13 protein-coding genes are annotated in these 17,164 nt (G+C 71.6%); 4 read left to right on the forward strand and 9 right to left on the reverse strand.

The window, feature by feature from the left end; genetic code table 11:
* Position 1: 1 nt before the first annotated feature.
* The 7 genes from YU1_RS0114530 to YU1_RS0114560 all read right to left on the reverse strand — a co-directional run bounded on the left by YU1_RS0114530 (position 2) and on the right by YU1_RS0114560 (position 8,693).
* Positions 2-1,339 carry an Nramp family divalent metal transporter gene (locus YU1_RS0114530; RefSeq protein WP_029004692.1) on the reverse strand — a complete coding sequence of 446 codons (1,338 nt, stop codon included), beginning with the start codon at positions 1,337-1,339 and terminating at the stop codon, positions 2-4.
* Positions 1,340-1,631: 292 nt separating this feature from the next.
* Entirely contained in the window at positions 1,632-3,017 is a 1,386-nt protein-coding gene (locus YU1_RS29550) for an MmgE/PrpD family protein (protein ID WP_051356875.1), read from the reverse strand.
* A gap of 105 nt (positions 3,018-3,122) precedes the next feature.
* Entirely contained in the window at positions 3,123-4,139 is a 1,017-nt protein-coding gene (locus YU1_RS0114540) for an ABC transporter ATP-binding protein (RefSeq protein ID WP_029004693.1), read from the reverse strand.
* On the reverse strand, positions 4,136-5,128 hold the full coding sequence (locus YU1_RS0114545; protein WP_029004694.1) for an ABC transporter ATP-binding protein: 993 nt from the start codon (positions 5,126-5,128) through the stop codon (positions 4,136-4,138). Before YU1_RS0114545 ends, YU1_RS0114540 begins: the two co-directional genes overlap by 4 nt.
* Before the next feature lie 5 nt (positions 5,129-5,133).
* A complete protein-coding gene (locus YU1_RS0114550) occupies positions 5,134-5,997 on the reverse strand; it encodes an ABC transporter permease (protein ID WP_425339157.1) in 864 nt (287 codons plus the stop codon).
* 152 nt (positions 5,998-6,149) lie between these two features.
* Positions 6,150-7,091 (reverse strand): ABC transporter permease, encoded by a 942-nt coding sequence (locus tag YU1_RS0114555; protein WP_029004696.1) that lies wholly within the window; start codon positions 7,089-7,091, stop codon positions 6,150-6,152.
* 12 nt (positions 7,092-7,103) lie between these two features.
* Positions 7,104-8,693: an ABC transporter substrate-binding protein gene (locus YU1_RS0114560; protein ID WP_029004697.1), complete on the reverse strand. Its 1,590-nt coding sequence runs from the start codon at positions 8,691-8,693 to the stop codon at positions 7,104-7,106.
* Between the two features lie 156 nt (positions 8,694-8,849).
* Here YU1_RS0114560 and YU1_RS29555 point away from each other — a divergent pair, with 156 nt between their 5' ends.
* The 3 genes from YU1_RS29555 to YU1_RS0114575 all read left to right on the forward strand — a co-directional run bounded on the left by YU1_RS29555 (position 8,850) and on the right by YU1_RS0114575 (position 11,833).
* Entirely contained in the window at positions 8,850-9,746 is an 897-nt protein-coding gene (locus YU1_RS29555; RefSeq protein WP_035715411.1) for a LysR family transcriptional regulator, read from the forward strand.
* Between the two features lie 138 nt (positions 9,747-9,884).
* Positions 9,885-11,516, forward strand: a complete 1,632-nt coding sequence (locus YU1_RS0114570; RefSeq protein WP_029004698.1) for a GMC family oxidoreductase — start codon at positions 9,885-9,887, stop codon at positions 11,514-11,516.
* Positions 11,513-11,833: a hypothetical protein gene (locus YU1_RS0114575; RefSeq protein WP_035715413.1), complete on the forward strand. Its 321-nt coding sequence runs from the start codon at positions 11,513-11,515 to the stop codon at positions 11,831-11,833. The genes YU1_RS0114570 and YU1_RS0114575 overlap by 4 nt, the downstream gene beginning before the upstream one ends.
* Before the next feature lie 584 nt (positions 11,834-12,417).
* Here the strand turns inward: YU1_RS0114575 and YU1_RS0114580 are convergent.
* Together YU1_RS0114580 and YU1_RS32025 are read right to left on the reverse strand one after the other, a co-directional pair.
* Complete coding sequence (locus YU1_RS0114580; protein ID WP_029004700.1) at positions 12,418-13,125, reverse strand: glutathione S-transferase family protein; 708 nt, start codon at positions 13,123-13,125, stop codon at positions 12,418-12,420.
* Positions 13,126-13,228: 103 nt separating this feature from the next.
* Complete coding sequence (locus YU1_RS32025) at positions 13,229-14,770, reverse strand: TetR/AcrR family transcriptional regulator (RefSeq protein WP_156922145.1); 1,542 nt, start codon at positions 14,768-14,770, stop codon at positions 13,229-13,231.
* Positions 14,771-15,489: 719 nt separating this feature from the next.
* Here YU1_RS32025 and YU1_RS34465 point away from each other — a divergent pair.
* On the forward strand, positions 15,490-17,164 hold a 1,675-nt coding region (locus tag YU1_RS34465), incomplete at its 3' end, for a DNA translocase FtsK (protein WP_280790717.1).

Consider the following 17,164-nt stretch of genomic DNA (forward strand, 5'->3'; position numbering starts at 1 on the left):
GTCAGCCCAGGGCGAGGTCCACCAAGAGCTTGATGTTGAGGCTGATGATCAGCAGGCTCGCGGCGGCGGCCAGCACGCTCTGCCAGCGCGGCGCCACGTGCACCCCCATCTTGCGCTTGTCGGCGGTGAACATCACCAGCGGCACGATGGCGAAGGGCAATTGCAGTGACAGCACCACCTGGCTCATGATCAGCAGCGTCCCGGCGCCCTTCTCGCCATAGGCGATGGTCACCGCCGCAGCCGGAACGATGGCGATGGCGCGGGTAATCAGCCGCCGCAGCCAGGGTTCGAGCTTGATGCGGATGAAGCCCTCCATCACCGCCTGGCCGGCGATGGTGGCGGTGACGGTGGAATTCAGCCCGCAGCACAAGAGCGCGATCGCGAACAGTGTCGGCGCCAGCGCGCTGCCCAGGAGCGGATTCAGCAATTCGTGCGCCTTGCCCAGGTCCGCCACCTCGCCGCTGCCGTTGCCGTGGAACGCGGCGGCCGCGAGGATCAGGATCGAGGCGTTGATGGTCAAAGCGAACATCAGGGCAAACGTGGAATCCCACGTGGCGAAGCGGATCGCCTCGCGGATGCCGCTTTCGCTCTGGTCGTGCCGGCGCGTCTGCACGATGGCCGAGTGCAGATAGAGATTGTGCGGCATGACCGTGGCGCCAAGGATGCCCAGGGCCAGATAGAGCATGTCCGGATTGGTGACGATCTCCGTCGTCGGTGCGAAGCCGCGGATGACCGCGCCCCAGTCCGGATCGGCGAGGGCGATCTGGATGAAGAAGCAGGCCCCGATGACCGCCAGCAGAGCGACAATGAAGGCTTCGACCACCCGGAAGCCGAGCTTTTGCAGCCAGAGGATGAGGAACACGTCCAGCGCGGTGATGATGACGCCGAGTTCCAGCGGAATGCCGAACAGCAGGTTGAGGCCGATGGCGGTGCCGATCACCTCCGCAAGGTCGGTGGCGCAGATGGCGCCCTCGGCCAGGATCCAAAGTCCGAACGACACCGGGCGGGGGAAGCTGTCGCGGCAGGCCTGGGCGAGGTCGCGCCCGCTGGCCACGCCGAGCCGGGAGCACAGCGCCTGGAGCAGGATGGCAATGAGGTTGGACAGGAGCGCCACGAACAGCAAAGCGTAGCCGAAACGGGACCCGCCGGCGAGCGAGGTCGCCCAGTTGCCGGGATCCATATAGCCGGTCGCCACCAGATAGCCGGGGCCGATGAAGGCGAACAGCCGGCCGATCCGGCTGCGGTGGGACACCGCGATGGTGCCATGCACGTCCGACAGGGCCGGCTCGCCACGGGCGTGGCGCCAGCCGTCGGAAGGGCGCGTCAAATGATCCAGCATCAGGAAAAGCCTAGCATGAAGCCGTTTCATTAGAATGGGTAAAGGGTCGCAGCCTGTCAATGCAATTGCGAATGAATTGCAAAAATGGACCGGCCCGGGCGGCGCGAGGGGGGATCTGCCGGCGGGGAGGGGGCCGTGCGGTGCGGTGCGCGCCGCCTGCGCGGCGAGCGGCGTACCGGGCGCCGTTGGAACGGACTTTCCCAGTTGCGACACCGTGTCTTACGCCAAACAGGCGGGAACGGCGGCGGCGATCCGTCCCGCCCGCCTCGCGCGGCCCCTCTCTACCCTAAGGTCACACGGCGGGGGTGGCGCGGGTGCCAGCGAAGACGGCGGTGACCGCGCGCACCGGATGGTCCCTCCAGTCCCCCGCCAGAGACAGCTCCAGCTCCCGCGCCGGGGCCTCCGGCAGGCTGAGGGCGCAGCAGTCGCGGAACTTGTCCCTGGCCTCGGCCTCGGAGAGCGGATTGCCGATCGACCCCTTGGGATGGCGCACGATGGTCTCGAACCGCGCGCCGGACCGGGTCCGGATCGTCACCGCTGCGTCGCCGCCCCAGGGCAGCGTCGGGTCCGGCCGGCGCGGCGCCATGCTGACCAGCCGCCCGAGGGCGGCAAGGTCGGCCCGGCCGACCTGGTCGTCGGCGAAATGGGCGATGCGGGGCACGCCGTGGGTCAGGGCCACGGCGGCGCAGTAGTTCATGCTGAACTTGCCCTCGGTCCCGCTGACCGGCGCGGCGAACCGCAGGTTGGCGATCATGAACGGGGGCATCTCGATATGCACGCCGGCCACGTCGGCGGCGTCGAGGCCATGGCGCTCGCGCAGCGCGAGGATGCCGTCGAGGCCGAGGTGGCTCGACATGCAGGACGGATAGAGCTTGGCGACGAGGCCGAAGCGGTCGATCGCCAGCGCGCCGGTGTCCGCGTCGGCCGGTGTTCCGGCGGCGGCATGGTGGGCCAGGAAGCCCCACGGCCCCTCGAAGATCCCGTGGAAGGCATCGATGCCGGCCGCCGCCAGTTGGGCGGCCAGAATGCCGTGCATGGCGGCGAAGCCCGCATGGAGCGGCTTGGCGGCGGTGCCGAATTGCAGCTTGCTGCCGCCCGCCAGGCTGGCGGCGAGGCTCAGGGCGTTCGCCGTGGCGCCGGCGTCGAGCCGCAGGAGCCTGGCGCAGGCGGCGGCGGCGCCGATCGCCCCCAGCGTCGAGGTGGCGTGCCAGCCGGCCTCGTAATGGCCGGGGTTGGCATGCAGGCCGAGCCGGGCCTGGACCTCCAGCCCCGCCACATAGGGCACCAGCACGTCGTCCAGCGACAGGTCCCGCTCGTCGGCCAGCGCCAGCAAGGCCGGCACCATGACGGCGCTGGCGTGGGTGATGGCCGGAAAGAAATTGTCGTCGAAATCGATGAGATGGGCCGCGGTGCCGTTCACCAGAGCGGCCTGGGCCGCGGGCAGGCCGGCGGGAAGCCCCAGCGCCCGCGCCGCGCCGCTGCTTCCGGCGGCCTGCGCGCGCGCCAGGGCGTGCACGGTCTCGCCGGCGGCGCCCGCCAGCATGCAGCCGATGACGTCGATGATGGCCTCCCGCGCCCGCGTCCGGGCAAGGGCGGTCATGCCCCCGGCGTCGAACCCGGCCACCCAATTGGCCAGGGACAGGCAGAGCGGAAGGGCGGGCGGTGTCTGGCAGGTCATGGCCGTTCTCGGATCGGTGGGCACCGGCGGTGGTGCGGGGGTGTCCAGAAGGAGCGGGAAGAGGGAGAGGGGAGAGGTGGAGCGGCCGCGCCACGGCCGGGACGGTCAGGCGTGCGCCGCCCCTTCCGCACCGGCCAGGTGGCAGGCGACGGCGCCGCCGCCGGGCAAGGCGGTGAGCGGCGGCTCCTCAGTGCGGCAGCGCTCGATGCAGCTCGGGCAGCGGGTGTGGAAGCTGCACCCGGCGGGCGGGGCGATGGGGCTCGGCACGTCCCCCTTCAGCACGATGCGCGCCCGGTTCGCCGCCGGCTCCGGGACCGGGACCGCGGACAGCAGCGCCCGCGTGTAGGGATGCCGCGGTGTCTCGAACAGCGCCTCCCGCGAGCCCGTCTCGACGATCCTGCCCAGATACATCACCGCCACGTGGTGGGTCATGTGCTCCACCACCGCGAGGTCGTGCGAGATGAACAGCAGGGCGATGCCGTGGTCCTTCTGCAGGTCCATCAGCAGGTTGACGATCTGCGCCTTGACCGACACGTCGAGCGCGGACACCGCCTCGTCGCAGACGATGACGTCGGGCTCGGCGGCGAGCGCCCGGGCGATGCCGATGCGCTGGCGCTGGCCGCCGGAAAATTCGTGCGGATAGCGCCCGAGCGCGTCCGCGGGCAGCCCCACCCGGTCCATCAGGCGCAGCAGGCGGGCCTCCAGATCGCTCCGGCCGCGCGCGAGGCGGAAGTTGCGGATGGGCTCGGCGATGCTGTCGCGCACCGGCATGCGCGGATTGAGCGAGGAGAAGGGATCCTGGAACACCATCTGGATCCGCCGGCGCAGCGGGCGCAGCCGGCTGAGCGTCAGATCATCGATCCGGCGGCCGGCGAGCACGACCTGGCCGGACGTGGGCGCGAGCAGCCGCAGGATGGTCTTGGCCACGGTGGACTTGCCGCAGCCGGATTCGCCGACCAGCGAGAGCGTTTCGCCGCGCGCCAGCGAGAACGAGACGCCGTCGACGGCCCGCAGCAGGCCGGCGGCCCGGCCCGGCCCGCCGCCGGCGACGGCGAAGTGCTTGCGCAGGTCGTTGACTTCGAGCACGGGCTGCGCGGAGAGGGAAAGGGATGCGGCGCTCACGCGGGTCGGGCGTCCTTCGGCGCGAAATGACAGGCTGCCAGATGCCCCGGCGACTTGCTCTCCAGGGCCGGGGCGTGCAGGCGGCAGAAATCCTTGGCGTCCGGGCAGCGGCCGGCGAAGACGCAGCCGTCGATGCGGGTCTTCAGGCTCGGCACCATGCCGGGGATTTCGGCAAGACGTCCCGGAGCGCGGCCCTGCGCACGGACGCCGAGCCGCGGCACCGCGCCCATGAGGCCGCGCGTGTAGGGATGGCGCGGCGTGCGGAACAGGTCCGCGACGGCGGCTTCCTCCACCTTCCGGCCGGCGTACATCACCATCACCCGGTCGGCCACCTCGGCCACCACGCCGAGGTCGTGGGTGATGAGCATGATCGCGGCGCCCACGCGGTGCTTGAGGTCTCGCATCAGGTCGAGGATCTGCGCCTGGATGGTCACGTCAAGGGCGGTGGTCGGCTCGTCCGCGATCAGCAGCCGGGGCGAGCAGGCCAGCGCGATGGCGATCATCACCCGCTGGCGCATGCCGCCGGACATCTGGTGCGGATAGGCGTGCACCCGCCGCTCCGGCTCGGGGATGCCGACCAGCGACAGCATCTCGACGGCGCGGGCCTCGGCCTGCCGCGCATCCAGCCCCTGGTGCAGGCGCAGCGTCTCGCCGATCTGGCGGCCCACGGTGAGCACCGGGTTGAGGCTGGTCATGGGCTCCTGGAACACGACGCTGATGGCGTTGCCCCGGATCTTGCGCATCTCCCGGTCGGGAAGGGCGAGCAGGTCCCGCCCCTCGAACCGGATGGCGCCGGCAAACTGCGCCTGCGGCTCGGGCAGCAGGCGCAGGATCGACATGGAGGTGACCGACTTGCCGCAGCCGCTCTCGCCGACGATGGCCAGCGTCTCGCCGGAGCCGATCTCGAACGAGACGCCGTCGACGGCCCGGTTGACGCCGTCCGGCGTGCGGAAGTGGACCTGGAGGTTCTCGACGGAGAGAAGGGACATGGAGGCTATCTGTCCTTGGCCATGCGCGGATCGAGGGCATCGCGCAGGCCGTCGCCGAGCAGGTTCACGGCGAGCACGGTGAGCGACAGGAAGAGGGCCGGGAACAGGATGATGTAGAACTTCACCTGCCACAGCGCCCGGCCCTCGGCCATGATGTTCCCCCAGGAGGGCGTCGAGGGCGGGATGCCGGCGCCGATGAAGGAGAGGACCGCCTCCGCGATCATCGCCGAGGCGCAGATGTAGGTGGCCTGCACCGTCATGGGGGCGAGCGTGTTGGGCAGGATGTGGCGCCAGATGACGAGCGGCGTCGGCGTGCCGGCGGTGATCGCCGCGTCCACGTAAGGCTGCTCGCGCAGCGACAGCACGACCCCGCGCACGAGGCGCACCACCCGCGGCATTTCGGCGACGGAAATGGCGATGACGACATTCTCCACCGAGCCGCGGGTCAGCGCCATCAGCGTGATGGCCATGAGGACCGGCGGGATCGACATCAGCCCGTCCACCACCCGCATGATGAGGCCGTCGGCCCAGCGCACCGTGCCGGAGACGAGGCCGAGGGCGAGCCCGGAGACCGAGGCCATGAGCGCGACCGAGAAGCCGACGGCGAGGGAGACCCGCGCGCCGTAGACGACGCGGGCATAGATGTCGCGCCCCATGAGGTCGGTGCCGAACCAGTGCGCCATGGAGGGAAAGCGCGTGCGGCTGCCCGGCGCCAAAGCGGCGGGATCGAACCCGGTGAGCTGTCCGGCGAACACCGCGATCAGCAGCATCGCCAGCAGGATGGCGCCGCCGGCCACGCCGGTGGGATGGCGGTGGAGCATGCGGCCGAGGCGGCCGCGCGGCGGGCGCAGCGTGACGACATCCGGCAAGGGCGCGGCGATGGCGAAGTCGGCGGGGTCCAAGGCGGGGGCGGGAGCTGTTTCCGGGGCGGGGCCTGTTTCCGGGGCGGGATCTGTCTCCGGGGTGGGGCCTGCCTTCAGGGTGGGGCCTGGCTCGGGCACGCGGGCGCTGGCTGCGGCGCTCAATAGCGGATCCTCGGGTCTAGGAGCGTATAGGACAGGTCGATCACCAGGTTCACCAGCACATAGGTGAAGCTGAACAGCAGGACGATGCCCTGGATGACCGGATAGTCGCGGCGCAGGATGGCATCGACCGTCAGGCGGCCGAGCCCGGGGATGGCGAACACCGTCTCGGTGACGACGGCGCCGCCGATCAGCAGCGCGATGCCGATGCCGATCACGGTGACGATGGGAATGGCCGCGTTCTTCAGCGCGTGCAGGAACAGCACGGTTCCCTGCCCGAGCCCCTTGGCCCGGGCGGTGCGCACGTAATCCTGCTGGAGCACCTCCAGCATGGTGGCGCGGGTGACGCGGGCGATCAGCGCCACATAGGCGCATCCGAGCGTCGTCGCCGGCAGGATCAGGCTCGCCAGCCAGGGCCGGACGCCGGCCTCGATCGGCGCATAGCCCTGCGCCGGCAGCCAGGCCAGCTTGATGGCGAAGACATAGGCCAGCACGTAGCCCACCACGAACACCGGCACCGAGAAGCCGAGCACGGCGAACCCCATCACGCAGCGGTCCACGAGGCGGCCGGCGCGCCACGCCGCGACGACGCCGAGCGGCACCGCGAGGGAGACCGCGATGGCGAGCGTCACCAGCATCAGCGACAGGGTCGGCTGGATGCGCTGGGCGATCATGGTGGTGACCGGCAGATTGGTGAAGAGCGAGGTGCCGAGGTCGCCCTGGAGGATGCGCCCGCCCCAGGTGCCGAAGCGGACGAGGAAGGGCTGGTCGAGGCCGAGCGAGGCCCGGATGCGCTGCACGTCCTCGGGCGAGGCCTGGTCGCCGGCGACGATGGCGGCCGGATCGCCCGGCGCCAGGGAGAGCAGGCCGAAGACGAAGAACCCGACCACCAGCATGACCGGAATGGTGGCGAGGAGGCGCCTGAGGATGAAGCCGAGCATGACCCTTCGCCCTCAGGACTTGCTGACGCCCCAGACCACCGGGATCGGCCCCCGGCGGATGCCGGAGACCGAGGCCCGCCACGCCTGGTAGGAGAGGAAGAAGCCGGTGGGGGCGTAGACCACGCCGTCCATGGCGGCGGTGTTGAGCGCGGCCATGGCCTTGCGCTCGTCTTCGGGGGTCGCCGCGTCGAACCAGTCGGTGATGGAGGTCTCCACGCCGGGCAGGTTCGGCCATCCGAACCAGGCCTTGTCGCCATTGGCGCGGATCGAGGGATAGGCGGCCGGATTGACGCAGTCCGCGCCGCCGTGCCAGGTGTGGAACATGCTCCAGCCGCCGCTGGCCGGCGGGGCCTTCGACGTCCGCCGCGTGCCGACCGTGCCCCAGTCGGTGGCGACCACGTCCACCTTCAGGCCGATCTTCTGCAGCAGGTCCACGGTCACCTCGCCGAAGGCCTTGGTGATGGGCTGGTCCTGCGCCAGCAGGCAGACCACCGGCTCGCCCTTGTAGCCGGCCTCGGAGAGCAGCTTGCGGGCGGCGTCGAGATCGTGGCCCTTCAGGATGCCGCCGCCGGCCTCGGTATAGAGCGGCGTGTCCGGGGTGAAGAAGCCGGGCAGCGGCTTCCACAGGTCGTCGTCGTCGCCGACGATGGCGCGCATGTAGTCCTGCTGGTTGAGCGCGGCGAGCACCGCCCGGCGCACCTTCACATTGTCGAACGGCGGCTGGAGGTGGTTCATGCGGAACGAGCCGATGTTGCCCAGCGGATCGGCGATGCCCACCTTGACGGCGGGGTTGCCCTTCAGCAGCGGCACGAGATCGGGAATGGGGTTCTCCCACCAGTCGATCTCGCCGGCCTGCAACGCCGCGGCGGCCGTGGCCGGGTCCGGCATCACCTGCCATTCGACGCGCTCGACCAGCACGCGCTTGCCGCCCGCCAGCCAGGAGGCGGGCTCCGGCCGGGGCTGGTAGTGGGCGAAGCGCTCGAACACCGCGCGCGCGCCGGGGATCCACTCCGTCCGCGCGAAGGTCATCGGGCCGGAGCCGACATATTCGTTGATCTGCTTGAACGGATCGGTGCGGGCGATGCGCTCGGGCATGATGAAGGCGCACGGCGAGGTGGTCTTGCCCAGCGCCAGCAGCAGCTTGGGGAAGGGCCGCCGGAGCACCCAGCGGAACGTGCGGTCGTCCACCGCGGACAGCTCCACCTGGACGGCGCGGATCATCTGCCCCATGGGGTCGCGGGCGGACCAGCGCTCCAGGCTCGCCACCACGTCCCGGCTGAGCACCGGCTCGCCGTCATGGAACTTGAGCCCCGGCCGCAGGCGGAAGGTCCAGGTCAGGCCGTCGGCCGAGACCTCCTCGGCCTCCACCATCTGGCGCTGCGGCTTCAGCGTGGCGTCGACGCCGTAGAGCAGGTCCCAGACCAGGACGGCCGCGTTGCGCACCACCATCTGGGTGCCCCAGATCGGGTCGAAATTGGCGAGGTTGGCCTGCGGCACGAAGCGCAGCGTCTTGTCCGCCGCCCCGCTCGACAGCGCCGGCCTCGGCAGGCTGGAGGCGAGGAGGGTCCCGGCGCCCGCCCCGAGAAAGTGCCTGCGGTTCAGCATGTGGCTCGCCCATCGACAGAGACATCCGGCCTCGCGCCGGCCGAGGCATGGGCTGAACTTACGAAGTGGCCTTGCCCGCCGGCATCGTTCAAGATGGCAATAGGTCGTGCCGAAACGGCACGCCGCCGCGCGGCGGGAACGGTCGGGGCGTCCATGCAGCTGAAGTGGTTGGAGGATTTCGAGGCCTATGCGGTGACGCGCAGCTTCACCAAGGCGGCGGAGCTGCGGAACGTGACCCACCCGGCCTTCGGCCGGCGCATCCGGGCGCTGGAAAGCTGGGTCGGGGTGCCGCTCATCGACAGGGGCGCCTTTCCCGCCGTCCTGACCCCGGCCGGGGTGGATTTCCTGGAGGTGGCGCGCGCCGTGTCCAGCGACCTCAACGGCGTCAGGACCGAGCTGCGCCGCCGCCACACCCGCGACGGCCGCGTGCTGACCATCGCCACCGGGCGGACGCTGGCGCGCACCTTCTTTCCCCGCGTCCACCAGGCCATCGGCCGGATGAGGCCGCAGGTCCCGATCCGCCTGATCACCGCCAGCGTGCACGACGCGATGAACATGCTGGCCGACGAGACCGTGGACCTGGTGCTCTGCTATTCCGGCCCGTCGGTGGAGATCGACCCGGCGATCGTCGAGAGCCGGTCGGTGGGGGCCGAGCGCCTGGTGGCGGTGCGCGGGCCGGCCGGCCCGGAACTGTCGGGGCGGGGCCGCGCCCGCGTGCCGCTGCTCAACTACAGCGAGACCATGGCGCTCGGCCGCGTCCTGCGCCACGCGCTCGCCGCGCGGGGCCTGACGGAGCGGCTGGAGACCATCTTCGAATCCGATCTGGCGGAGACGCTACTGGACGGCGTCAAGCTGGGGCGCGGCATCGCCTGGCTGCCGGAGGCCCTCGTGGCGGGGGAGATCGCCGGCGGCGCGCTGGCGCGCGCGGACGCGCCGGAGCAGGACATCTCGATCGAGATCAGGCTGTGCCGCCGCCGCCGCGACCTCCGCCCCAAGGGCCATGCGATCTGGCGCCATATCCTTGCGCAGATGGCCGCCGGCGGGGCGTGACTGCCCCGCGTCCCGATGGGGGCCTTTTGTCGCTGCCCGTGGGCAGGGCGCGCCCGCCCCTTGCCCAAGCTTGGCCGCGCCGTCACAGTCCGCCCAACACGGGCACAAGCCCGGCGCTCATGACTGGGAGAAGACGGGATGCCTCAGGCCACCGATGCGGGCGAGACCTATGACTATGTGATCGTCGGCGCGGGCTCGGCCGGCTGCGTGCTGGCGAACCGGCTGTCCGCCGATCCCAATGTGCGGGTCGCGGTGGTGGAGGCGGGCGGCAAGGACGACTGGATCTGGTTCCACGTTCCCGTCGGCTATCTGTTCGCCATCGGCAATCCCCGCGCCGACTGGTGCTTCAAGACCGAGGCCGAGGCCGGCCTCAACGGGCGCGCGCTGGCCTATCCGCGCGGCAAGGCCATCGGCGGCTCGTCCGCCATCAACGCCATGATCTACATGCGCGGGCAGGCGGGCGACTATGACCACTGGCGCCAGCTCGGCCTGCCGGGCTGGGGATGGGACGACGTGGAGCCGCTCTTCAAGGGGCACGAGGACCACTTCCTCGGCCCCAACGCCCACCACGGCAAGGGCGGGGAGCTGCATGTGGAGTTCCCCCGCATCACCTGGCCGCTGCTGGACGTGGTGCGCGCCGCCGCCGGGCAGGACGGCATCGCCGCCATCGACGATTTCAACACCGGCGACAACGAGGGGGCGAGCTATTTCCACGTCACCCAGAAGCGCGGCCTGCGCTGGAGCGCGGCGCGCGGCTTCCTGAAGCCGGTGCTGGGCCGGGCCAACCTCGACCTCGTCACCACCGGCCATGTGGAGCGCGTGGTGGTGAAGGACCGCCGCGCCACCGGCGTCGTGGTGCGCGGCAAGGACGGCCCGCGCACGCTCCATGCGCGGCGCGAGGTGATCCTCGCCGCCGGCGCGCTCGGCTCGCCGCAATTGCTGATGCTCTCCGGCATCGGCCCGGCGGAGCATCTGCAGGCCAACGGCATCGAGGTGGTGCTGGACAAGCCGGGGGTCGGCTCGAACCTCCAGGACCATCTGCAATTGCGGCTGATCTACAAGATCGCCGGCATCGGCACGCTGAACCAGCGCTACCATTCGCTGCTCGGCCGCATGGGCATGGGGCTGGAATACGCCCTGTTCCGGCGCGGGCCGCTGACCATGGCGCCCTCGCAGCTCGGCATCTTCACCAAGTCCGATCCGGGCCAGGAGCGGGCGAACATCGAGTTCCACGTGCAGCCGCTCTCGCTGGACAAGTTCGGCGAGCCGCTGCACCGCTTCCCCGCCTTCACCATGAGCGTGTGCAACCTGCGCCCGACCTCGCGCGGCACCATCCGCCTGAAGGGGCCGGACCCGCTGGCGCCGCCGGAGATCCGCCCGCACTACCTGACCACGGACGAGGACCGGCGCGTGGCGGTGGACTCCATCCGCGTGGCGCGCCGCATCGTCGCCCAGCCGGCGCTGCGGCCTTATGGGCCGGAGGAACTTCTGCCCGGCGCCGCCATTTCCAACGATGACGACGCCGCGCTCGCCAAGGCGGCGGGCGACGTGGGCACCACCATCTTCCACCCGGTGGGGACGGCGAAGATGGGGCTGCCCAGCGACCCGCTGGCGGTGGTGGATGCGCGGCTCAAGGTGCTCGGCATCGACGGCCTGCGGGTGGTCGATGCGTCCATCATGCCCACTCTCACCTCGGGCAACACCAACGCCCCGTCCATCATGATCGGGGAAAAGGGAGCCCGGATGATCCTGGAGGATGCCCGCGCATGAGGCCGTTGTCCCGCCGCCCCGCCGCCCTGGCGCTGGTCCTCGCCTGCGGCCTCGCCGCCGCAGGCCCCGCGTCCGCCGCCAGCCCGGATGCCTGGGCCGAGTTGTTCGCCAAGGCCAAGGCCGCCTGCCTGACGGCGAGCGGGCTGAAGGAGGCCCGCGCCCTCGGCACGCCGACGGATTTCTCCGACCGCGTGCTGGTGCTGGTTTCCGGCCGCTGGCCGCAGCCGCACATGAAGAACGAGAAGGCCACCTTCGCCTGCCTCTACGGCAAGGCGAGCGGCGCCGCCGAGGCCCAGCAGCTCATGACGGCGCCCTGAGGCCTCAGAGCACGTTCCGTTCAAATGGCACCGCCCTTTGAACGAAAAAGCGTTATTTATCATAAAGTTATATGGCGATTCACTGATCAGATTGATTCACTCTGATCGATCGCGCTCTCGGGCGGATCGACATTCAGGCGACCGCAGGTCTTTGGGATAACACTCCCCTTGCCAAGACCCTTGTGCCTCAAGACTCTCGTGACTCAAGAGTCTTGTGGCCGAGACGCCTATGGCGACACCAGGCGCTTGCTGGCACCCGCCCGCCCATGAGGGTGCGCTCGTGCGGGGCGGGCCGTCGCCGGCACAGGTAGGGGCCCCTCCCCCCTTGCGGGGGAGGGCAGGGAGGGGGGTGACGCGCCATCCGCCTTCACCTCGGCCTGCCGTCATGCGCATCGGCGCACGGGCACCTAAGCGGGCGCACCCCGGGTCCCACAGCGGTCGCGATCGGCGCGCGTTTCACCCCCCTCCCCAACCCTCCCCCGCAAGGGGGGAGGGGGCGCGTCGTGCGGGACTCGGGATGGCAGCGCTTTGTTACAAAGGAGGCACCGTTACAAAGAGCCACCGGGCCTGAATGTCGATCCGTCCTAGGCCGCCGCGTCGGCGACCCCAATGGGCGCGTTGCGGGCGAGGCCGCCGAAGGCGTCCAGCAGCCGCTCCCGCCAGCCGAACACCGGGTCGTCCTCCTCCAGCAGCCGCACCTCGCTGATGCAGCGGGCCCACATGAACAGGCCGAACAGGGCATAGTCCGTATAGGCGGGCGCTTGGCCGGCGAGGAACGGCTGGTCGCCCAGCAGGGTGCGCGCCGGGGTGAGAGCGGCGCGGAAATCGGCGACGTTCCTGGCGGTGTCGCTGTTCAGCTCCTCCAGCGGGCGGCCGAAGCGCGCCTCGCGGGAGGCGCGGAAATAGGCCCGATCCTTCTCATGCACCCGCAGGAAGATGTCCAGCGTCAGCAGCGGGCGCAGGGGGGCGACGACGGCGCTGTCGGCATAGGCGTTCACGAAGCGGGCGAGGGCGCGGCCCTGCCCGTCGCCGAACAGGGACGGCCGTTCCGGGTGGCGCGCCTCCAGATGCAGCGCGATGCGCCAGGAATCCGAAATCGCCGTCCCGTCCTCCACCAGCACCGGCACGAGGCCCTGGCCGGAGAAGGCGATCTCCGCCTTGTCCGTGAAGCGGAAGGGCCGGCACTCGGCGTCGAGCCCCTTGTGCGCGAGGGCCATGCGCGCCTTCCAGCAATGCGGGCTGAAGCGCACGGCGGCATCGGCGCCGGCGAGTTCATAGAGCGTGAGGGACACGGCCTCTCCTTCCTGGGGACTGCGAACGGGGGCTGCAAATGAAAATGCCGGGCACGCTGGGTGCCCGGCACGGGTGGTGCGGAACAGGCTGGCCGGGCGCGCCTCAGCGCCTGCGGCCGCCGTGGGCGGGAGCCTTGGCGGGGGCTTTGGGTGCCGCCGGCTTGGGCGCGGGGGCCTTGGGCGCCACTGCCTTGGCGGCCGCCGGCTTGGTGGCCGGGGCTTTGGTGGCGGCGGCCTTGGCCGGAGCCTTCGCCGCTGCCGCCGGCTTGGCGGCGGGCGGAGCCGGAGCCTTCACCACGGCGGGTTTGGCGGCGGCGGGCTTGGCGGGAGCAGGCTTGACGGGAGCAGGCTTGGCGGGAGCGGGCTTGGCAGCCGCCTTGGCCACGGCCGGCTTGGCGGGCGCAGGCTTGGCCGCCACGCGGCCGGTGGCCTTCGGCGCCGGCGCGCTCGCCTTGGCGGCGGCCGGTGCGGTGGACGCGGCGCGCAGCGGCGCGCGGGCCGCGCTGCGTCCGGCAGCGCCCCGGCCCTTCGCGGGGGCGGCGGGCGCCGGCGCGGCCGTCACGGCGGCGGGCTTCGCCTTGGCGGCGCGCCCCTTCGCCGGCACGGCCTTCGCGGCTTCGGCCTTCGGAGCATCGACCTTGGGGGCCTCCTTGGGCGCCTCCAGCTGCGGCGGCGCAGCCTTGGCGAGGGCCGCGCGGGCTGCGGCTGTGCCCGCCGCCTCCGCCGCGCGCGTGCCGGCCTCCAGGCCGCCCAGGACGGTGCCGACGACGAGGGCGACGAAGGTCGCCTTGTCGTCCATCACCGGCTGGCGGTGCACATATTTGCGCACCAGCATGTAGAGGAAGGTGGAGTGCAGGTGCCAGGCCAGCTCGCGGTCGATCGGATCGGCCACCGCCTTGTCCGGCAGGCCGCGATGCACCCTGAGCTCGCGCTGGATGATCTTGAGCAGCCGGTTGGCATGGGTCTCCAGATAGCGGGTGGCGATGTCGGTGCCGGCCAGGCCGGCATAGAGCGCCACGCGGATCCAGTGGCTCTCGTCGGCCGCGTCCAGATAGGCGAGGTAGAAGCCTTCGAGCCGCTCCTTCAGCGGGATGCCGCGCTCCTTGAGGCGCGCCTCCCACTCCTTCGACCAGCGCTGGACGAACACGTCCTCATAGACCGCATCCACCAGCGCCTGCTTGGTGCTGAAGTAGCGGAAGATGAGGCCCTGCGAGATGCCGAGCCGGGCGGCGAGATCGCGGGTCTGCGCCTCGAAGCCCTTCTCCGAGAAGAACTGCACGGCGGCGTCGAGGATCATCCGGTGGCGCACCTGCGGCGCGAGGCGGCTGCGCGTCGGCTCCTGCGCCACGGGCAGTTTCGCCGCCATCTTGGCGACGGACGTCTTGGCGGCCGCCTTCGCGACGGATGCCTTGGCTGCCGACGTCTTTGCCGCTGCCGGTTTGGTCGTCGCCGTTTTGGTTGCCGCTGTTCTGGCCGTCGCCGTCTTGGCCACGGGCGCCTTCACCACGGGGGCCTTGGAGACGGGCGCCTTGGGGGCGGGGGCCTGGGCGGCGGGGGAGGCCTTGGCGCGCGGCGCGGCGGCGCGCGCGGCGGGACGGGCGGCGCGTCCCGAAGGGCGCGGGGAAGGGGTGGTACGCTTAGCCACGGGCTGGTCCTCTCGGATGCCGGCATCTGATCTGAGGCCAGCTTTGTAGCGATTTTACCTCCAAATTGCTGTAGTGACAACACAGTCAATACATAGTGAGCCCGGGGTTAGCAGTTCCGCCCCGAAATGCGGCCCTGCCGATGCCTCGGCGCGCGGCCGGGATCGGGGGGCGGGATCGGGGGGAGCGGGAGCGCGCCGGACGCTGGCGGAGCGGCTCCGGCGTCTTCCGTCCCTCCGGTCACCTGTCGGGCCGGACGCCGCGCTGAGCGCGTGCTCGCTATGCCATGGACGCGCGCTACGCTCCCCGGGCGGGAGACGGCGGCCCGGCGCGTCCGGCGGGCAGCGGGAAGGGCAGGGGGAGGCGGCGGGGGCGGAGTGGCGGCGGACAGGAAGGCTGGGGCGGGAGGCCGCCGGGGCGGCAGGGCGCCCCTTGCAGCGATCGGGGCCTGGCCCGGAGGCCGGCGTCCGGGGGGTGACAGCGGCGGGCGGGCGCGCCCCGATGTCGCGCGGCGGCGGCTTCCTCCGGAGCCCAAACGTCCTTTTAACGCACCCGCGTTAAGTCTTGAGGAACCAGCCGTTCCGCCGAACGGCCTGCTGGGTCCTGGACGCACATGCCTTCTTCGAATCGCCCCCCGAAGTCGAATTTTTCCCGCTTTTCCACAGGCCCCGTGGCAGGCGACGCCCGCGGTCTGTCCTTTCCGGACACGCCGGCGCTGCGCATGAAGGCGTCCACCGCCGCGCATGTGACGGTGACGCCGTGGATCGCCCACGAACTGGTGCCGAGCTGGCTACAGCCCTTCACGATCGACGCCAACACGCGGTTCACCCGCACGCCGGAATATCTGATGCGGCCGCGCAAGCAGCCGCCCGAGCCGATGGTGGTCAATCCCCCGGAGCCGGCGCCCAAGATGGCGCCCAAGGCGGCGGGCCAGCCCTCGGCCGCCAAATCTCCCGCGATTCAACCTCCCGCCATCCAGCCGCCTGCCGTCCAGCCGCCTGCCGCCGAAATCCAGGCCGGCCCCGAGGGCTTTGCCTTCGCCGCGCGGCACTGGTCCTTCCTCGCGGTGGAGGACGAGGGGCCGGACGTCGCCGAAGCGCCGGCCGGCGCCGCTGCCGAGCCGGCGACAGCCGAGGCCGCCGCTGAAGCCCTGGCCGAGACGGCTGCCGAGGCCGTCGCGGTGGCGGATGCCATGCCGGAGGACGGCGCCGCCCACGCCGAGGCTGCCCCCACCGAGACCGCCCCCACCGAGGCTGCTCACCCTGACGCTGTCCATGCCGGGGCCGGTCTCGACCTGCCCGCGTCCGGCGGGCCCGACATGACCTCCCCGGCGGCCGAGGCCGCAGGGGAGGCGGCGGCGAACGCGCCCGCCGCCCTGGCCGAGGCCGCGCCGGACTGCGCCGATCCCCTGGCCGAGGTGCCGGAGACGCTCCATGGGCTGAGAACCCTGATCCTGCTGGGCGCGCTGCCGGCGGTGCCGGCGGCGGAACAGGACGTCGCGCCCGTCGCCGTGGCGGAACCGGAGCTGCCGGAGCCCGACGTGTCGGAGCCTGATGTGCCGGAGGCCGGCGCGGCGCAGGCCGCGCTGACGCAACAGGATGACGCGCCCCCGGCCGTGGATGCGCATGAGACCGCCGCTGACGCTGAGGCGGTGGCCGGCATTGCCACCCCCGGCGAGATCGTCGCCGAGAGCCGCGCGCACGACGGGCCGGCGATCGCGGCACCGGCGACGGGCGAGGGCGCGCCCGCGACCCGAGCGGCCGCGCCGCAGGGATTGTCCGGCTTCGCCACGCTCGGCTGGTCGTTCTATCAGCAGAGCGTCCAGACCGGCTTCGGCCCCATCGCCTCCCCCGCCGGGACGGCGCCCGATTCGGCCGCCGCGTGCGTCCCCGCCGCCCTCCCGGAGCCGGAGGCCGCAAACTCGGCCAACGCTTCCCTGGCCAACGCTTCTCCCGCCAACGCTTCTCCGGCTGAGGCGGATGATGACGAGGCGGACGCCGCCCCGGGCCACGACCTCCGCCCGGCGGACGCCTATGCCTACGAACTGCCGCCGCTCGAACTCCTGGCCGAGCCGCCGGTGGTGGAGCCGCCGTTCGACCTCTCCGAGGAATTCCTGGAGCAGAATTCCCAGATCCTGCAGCAGACCCTGCGCGACTTCGGCGTGCGCGGCGAGATCATCGACGCCAATCCCGGCCCGGTGGTCACGCTCTATGAGCTGGAGCCGGCGCCGGGCACCAAGTCCTCCCGCGTCATCGGCCTCGCCGCCGACATCGCCCGCTCCATGAGCGCCATCTCCGCCCGCGTGGCGGTGGTGGAGGGACGCAACGTCATCGGCATCGAGCTGCCGAACCGCCTGCGCGAGACGGTGTGGCTGCGCGAGCTGCTGGCCGACCACG

The sequence above is a fragment of the Azorhizobium doebereinerae UFLA1-100 genome (genome assembly GCF_000473085.1).
Taxonomy (GTDB): domain Bacteria; phylum Pseudomonadota; class Alphaproteobacteria; order Rhizobiales; family Xanthobacteraceae; genus Azorhizobium; species Azorhizobium doebereinerae.

Coding starts and splice junctions, on each gene's coding strand:
- YU1_RS0114530 (WP_029004692.1), bottom strand. CDS start 1,339: ATGCTGGATCATTTGACGCGCCCTTCCGACGGCTGGCGCCACGCCCGT.
- YU1_RS29550 (WP_051356875.1), bottom strand. CDS start 3,017: ATGACCTGCCAGACACCGCCCGCCCTTCCGCTCTGCCTGTCCCTGGCC.
- YU1_RS0114545 (WP_029004694.1), bottom strand. CDS start 5,128: ATGTCCCTTCTCTCCGTCGAGAACCTCCAGGTCCACTTCCGCACGCCG.
- YU1_RS0114555 (WP_029004696.1), bottom strand. CDS start 7,091: ATGCTCGGCTTCATCCTCAGGCGCCTCCTCGCCACCATTCCGGTCATG.
- YU1_RS29555 (WP_035715411.1), top strand. CDS start 8,850: ATGCAGCTGAAGTGGTTGGAGGATTTCGAGGCCTATGCGGTGACGCGC.
- YU1_RS0114570 (WP_029004698.1), top strand. CDS start 9,885: ATGCCTCAGGCCACCGATGCGGGCGAGACCTATGACTATGTGATCGTC.
- YU1_RS0114575 (WP_035715413.1), top strand. CDS start 11,513: ATGAGGCCGTTGTCCCGCCGCCCCGCCGCCCTGGCGCTGGTCCTCGCC.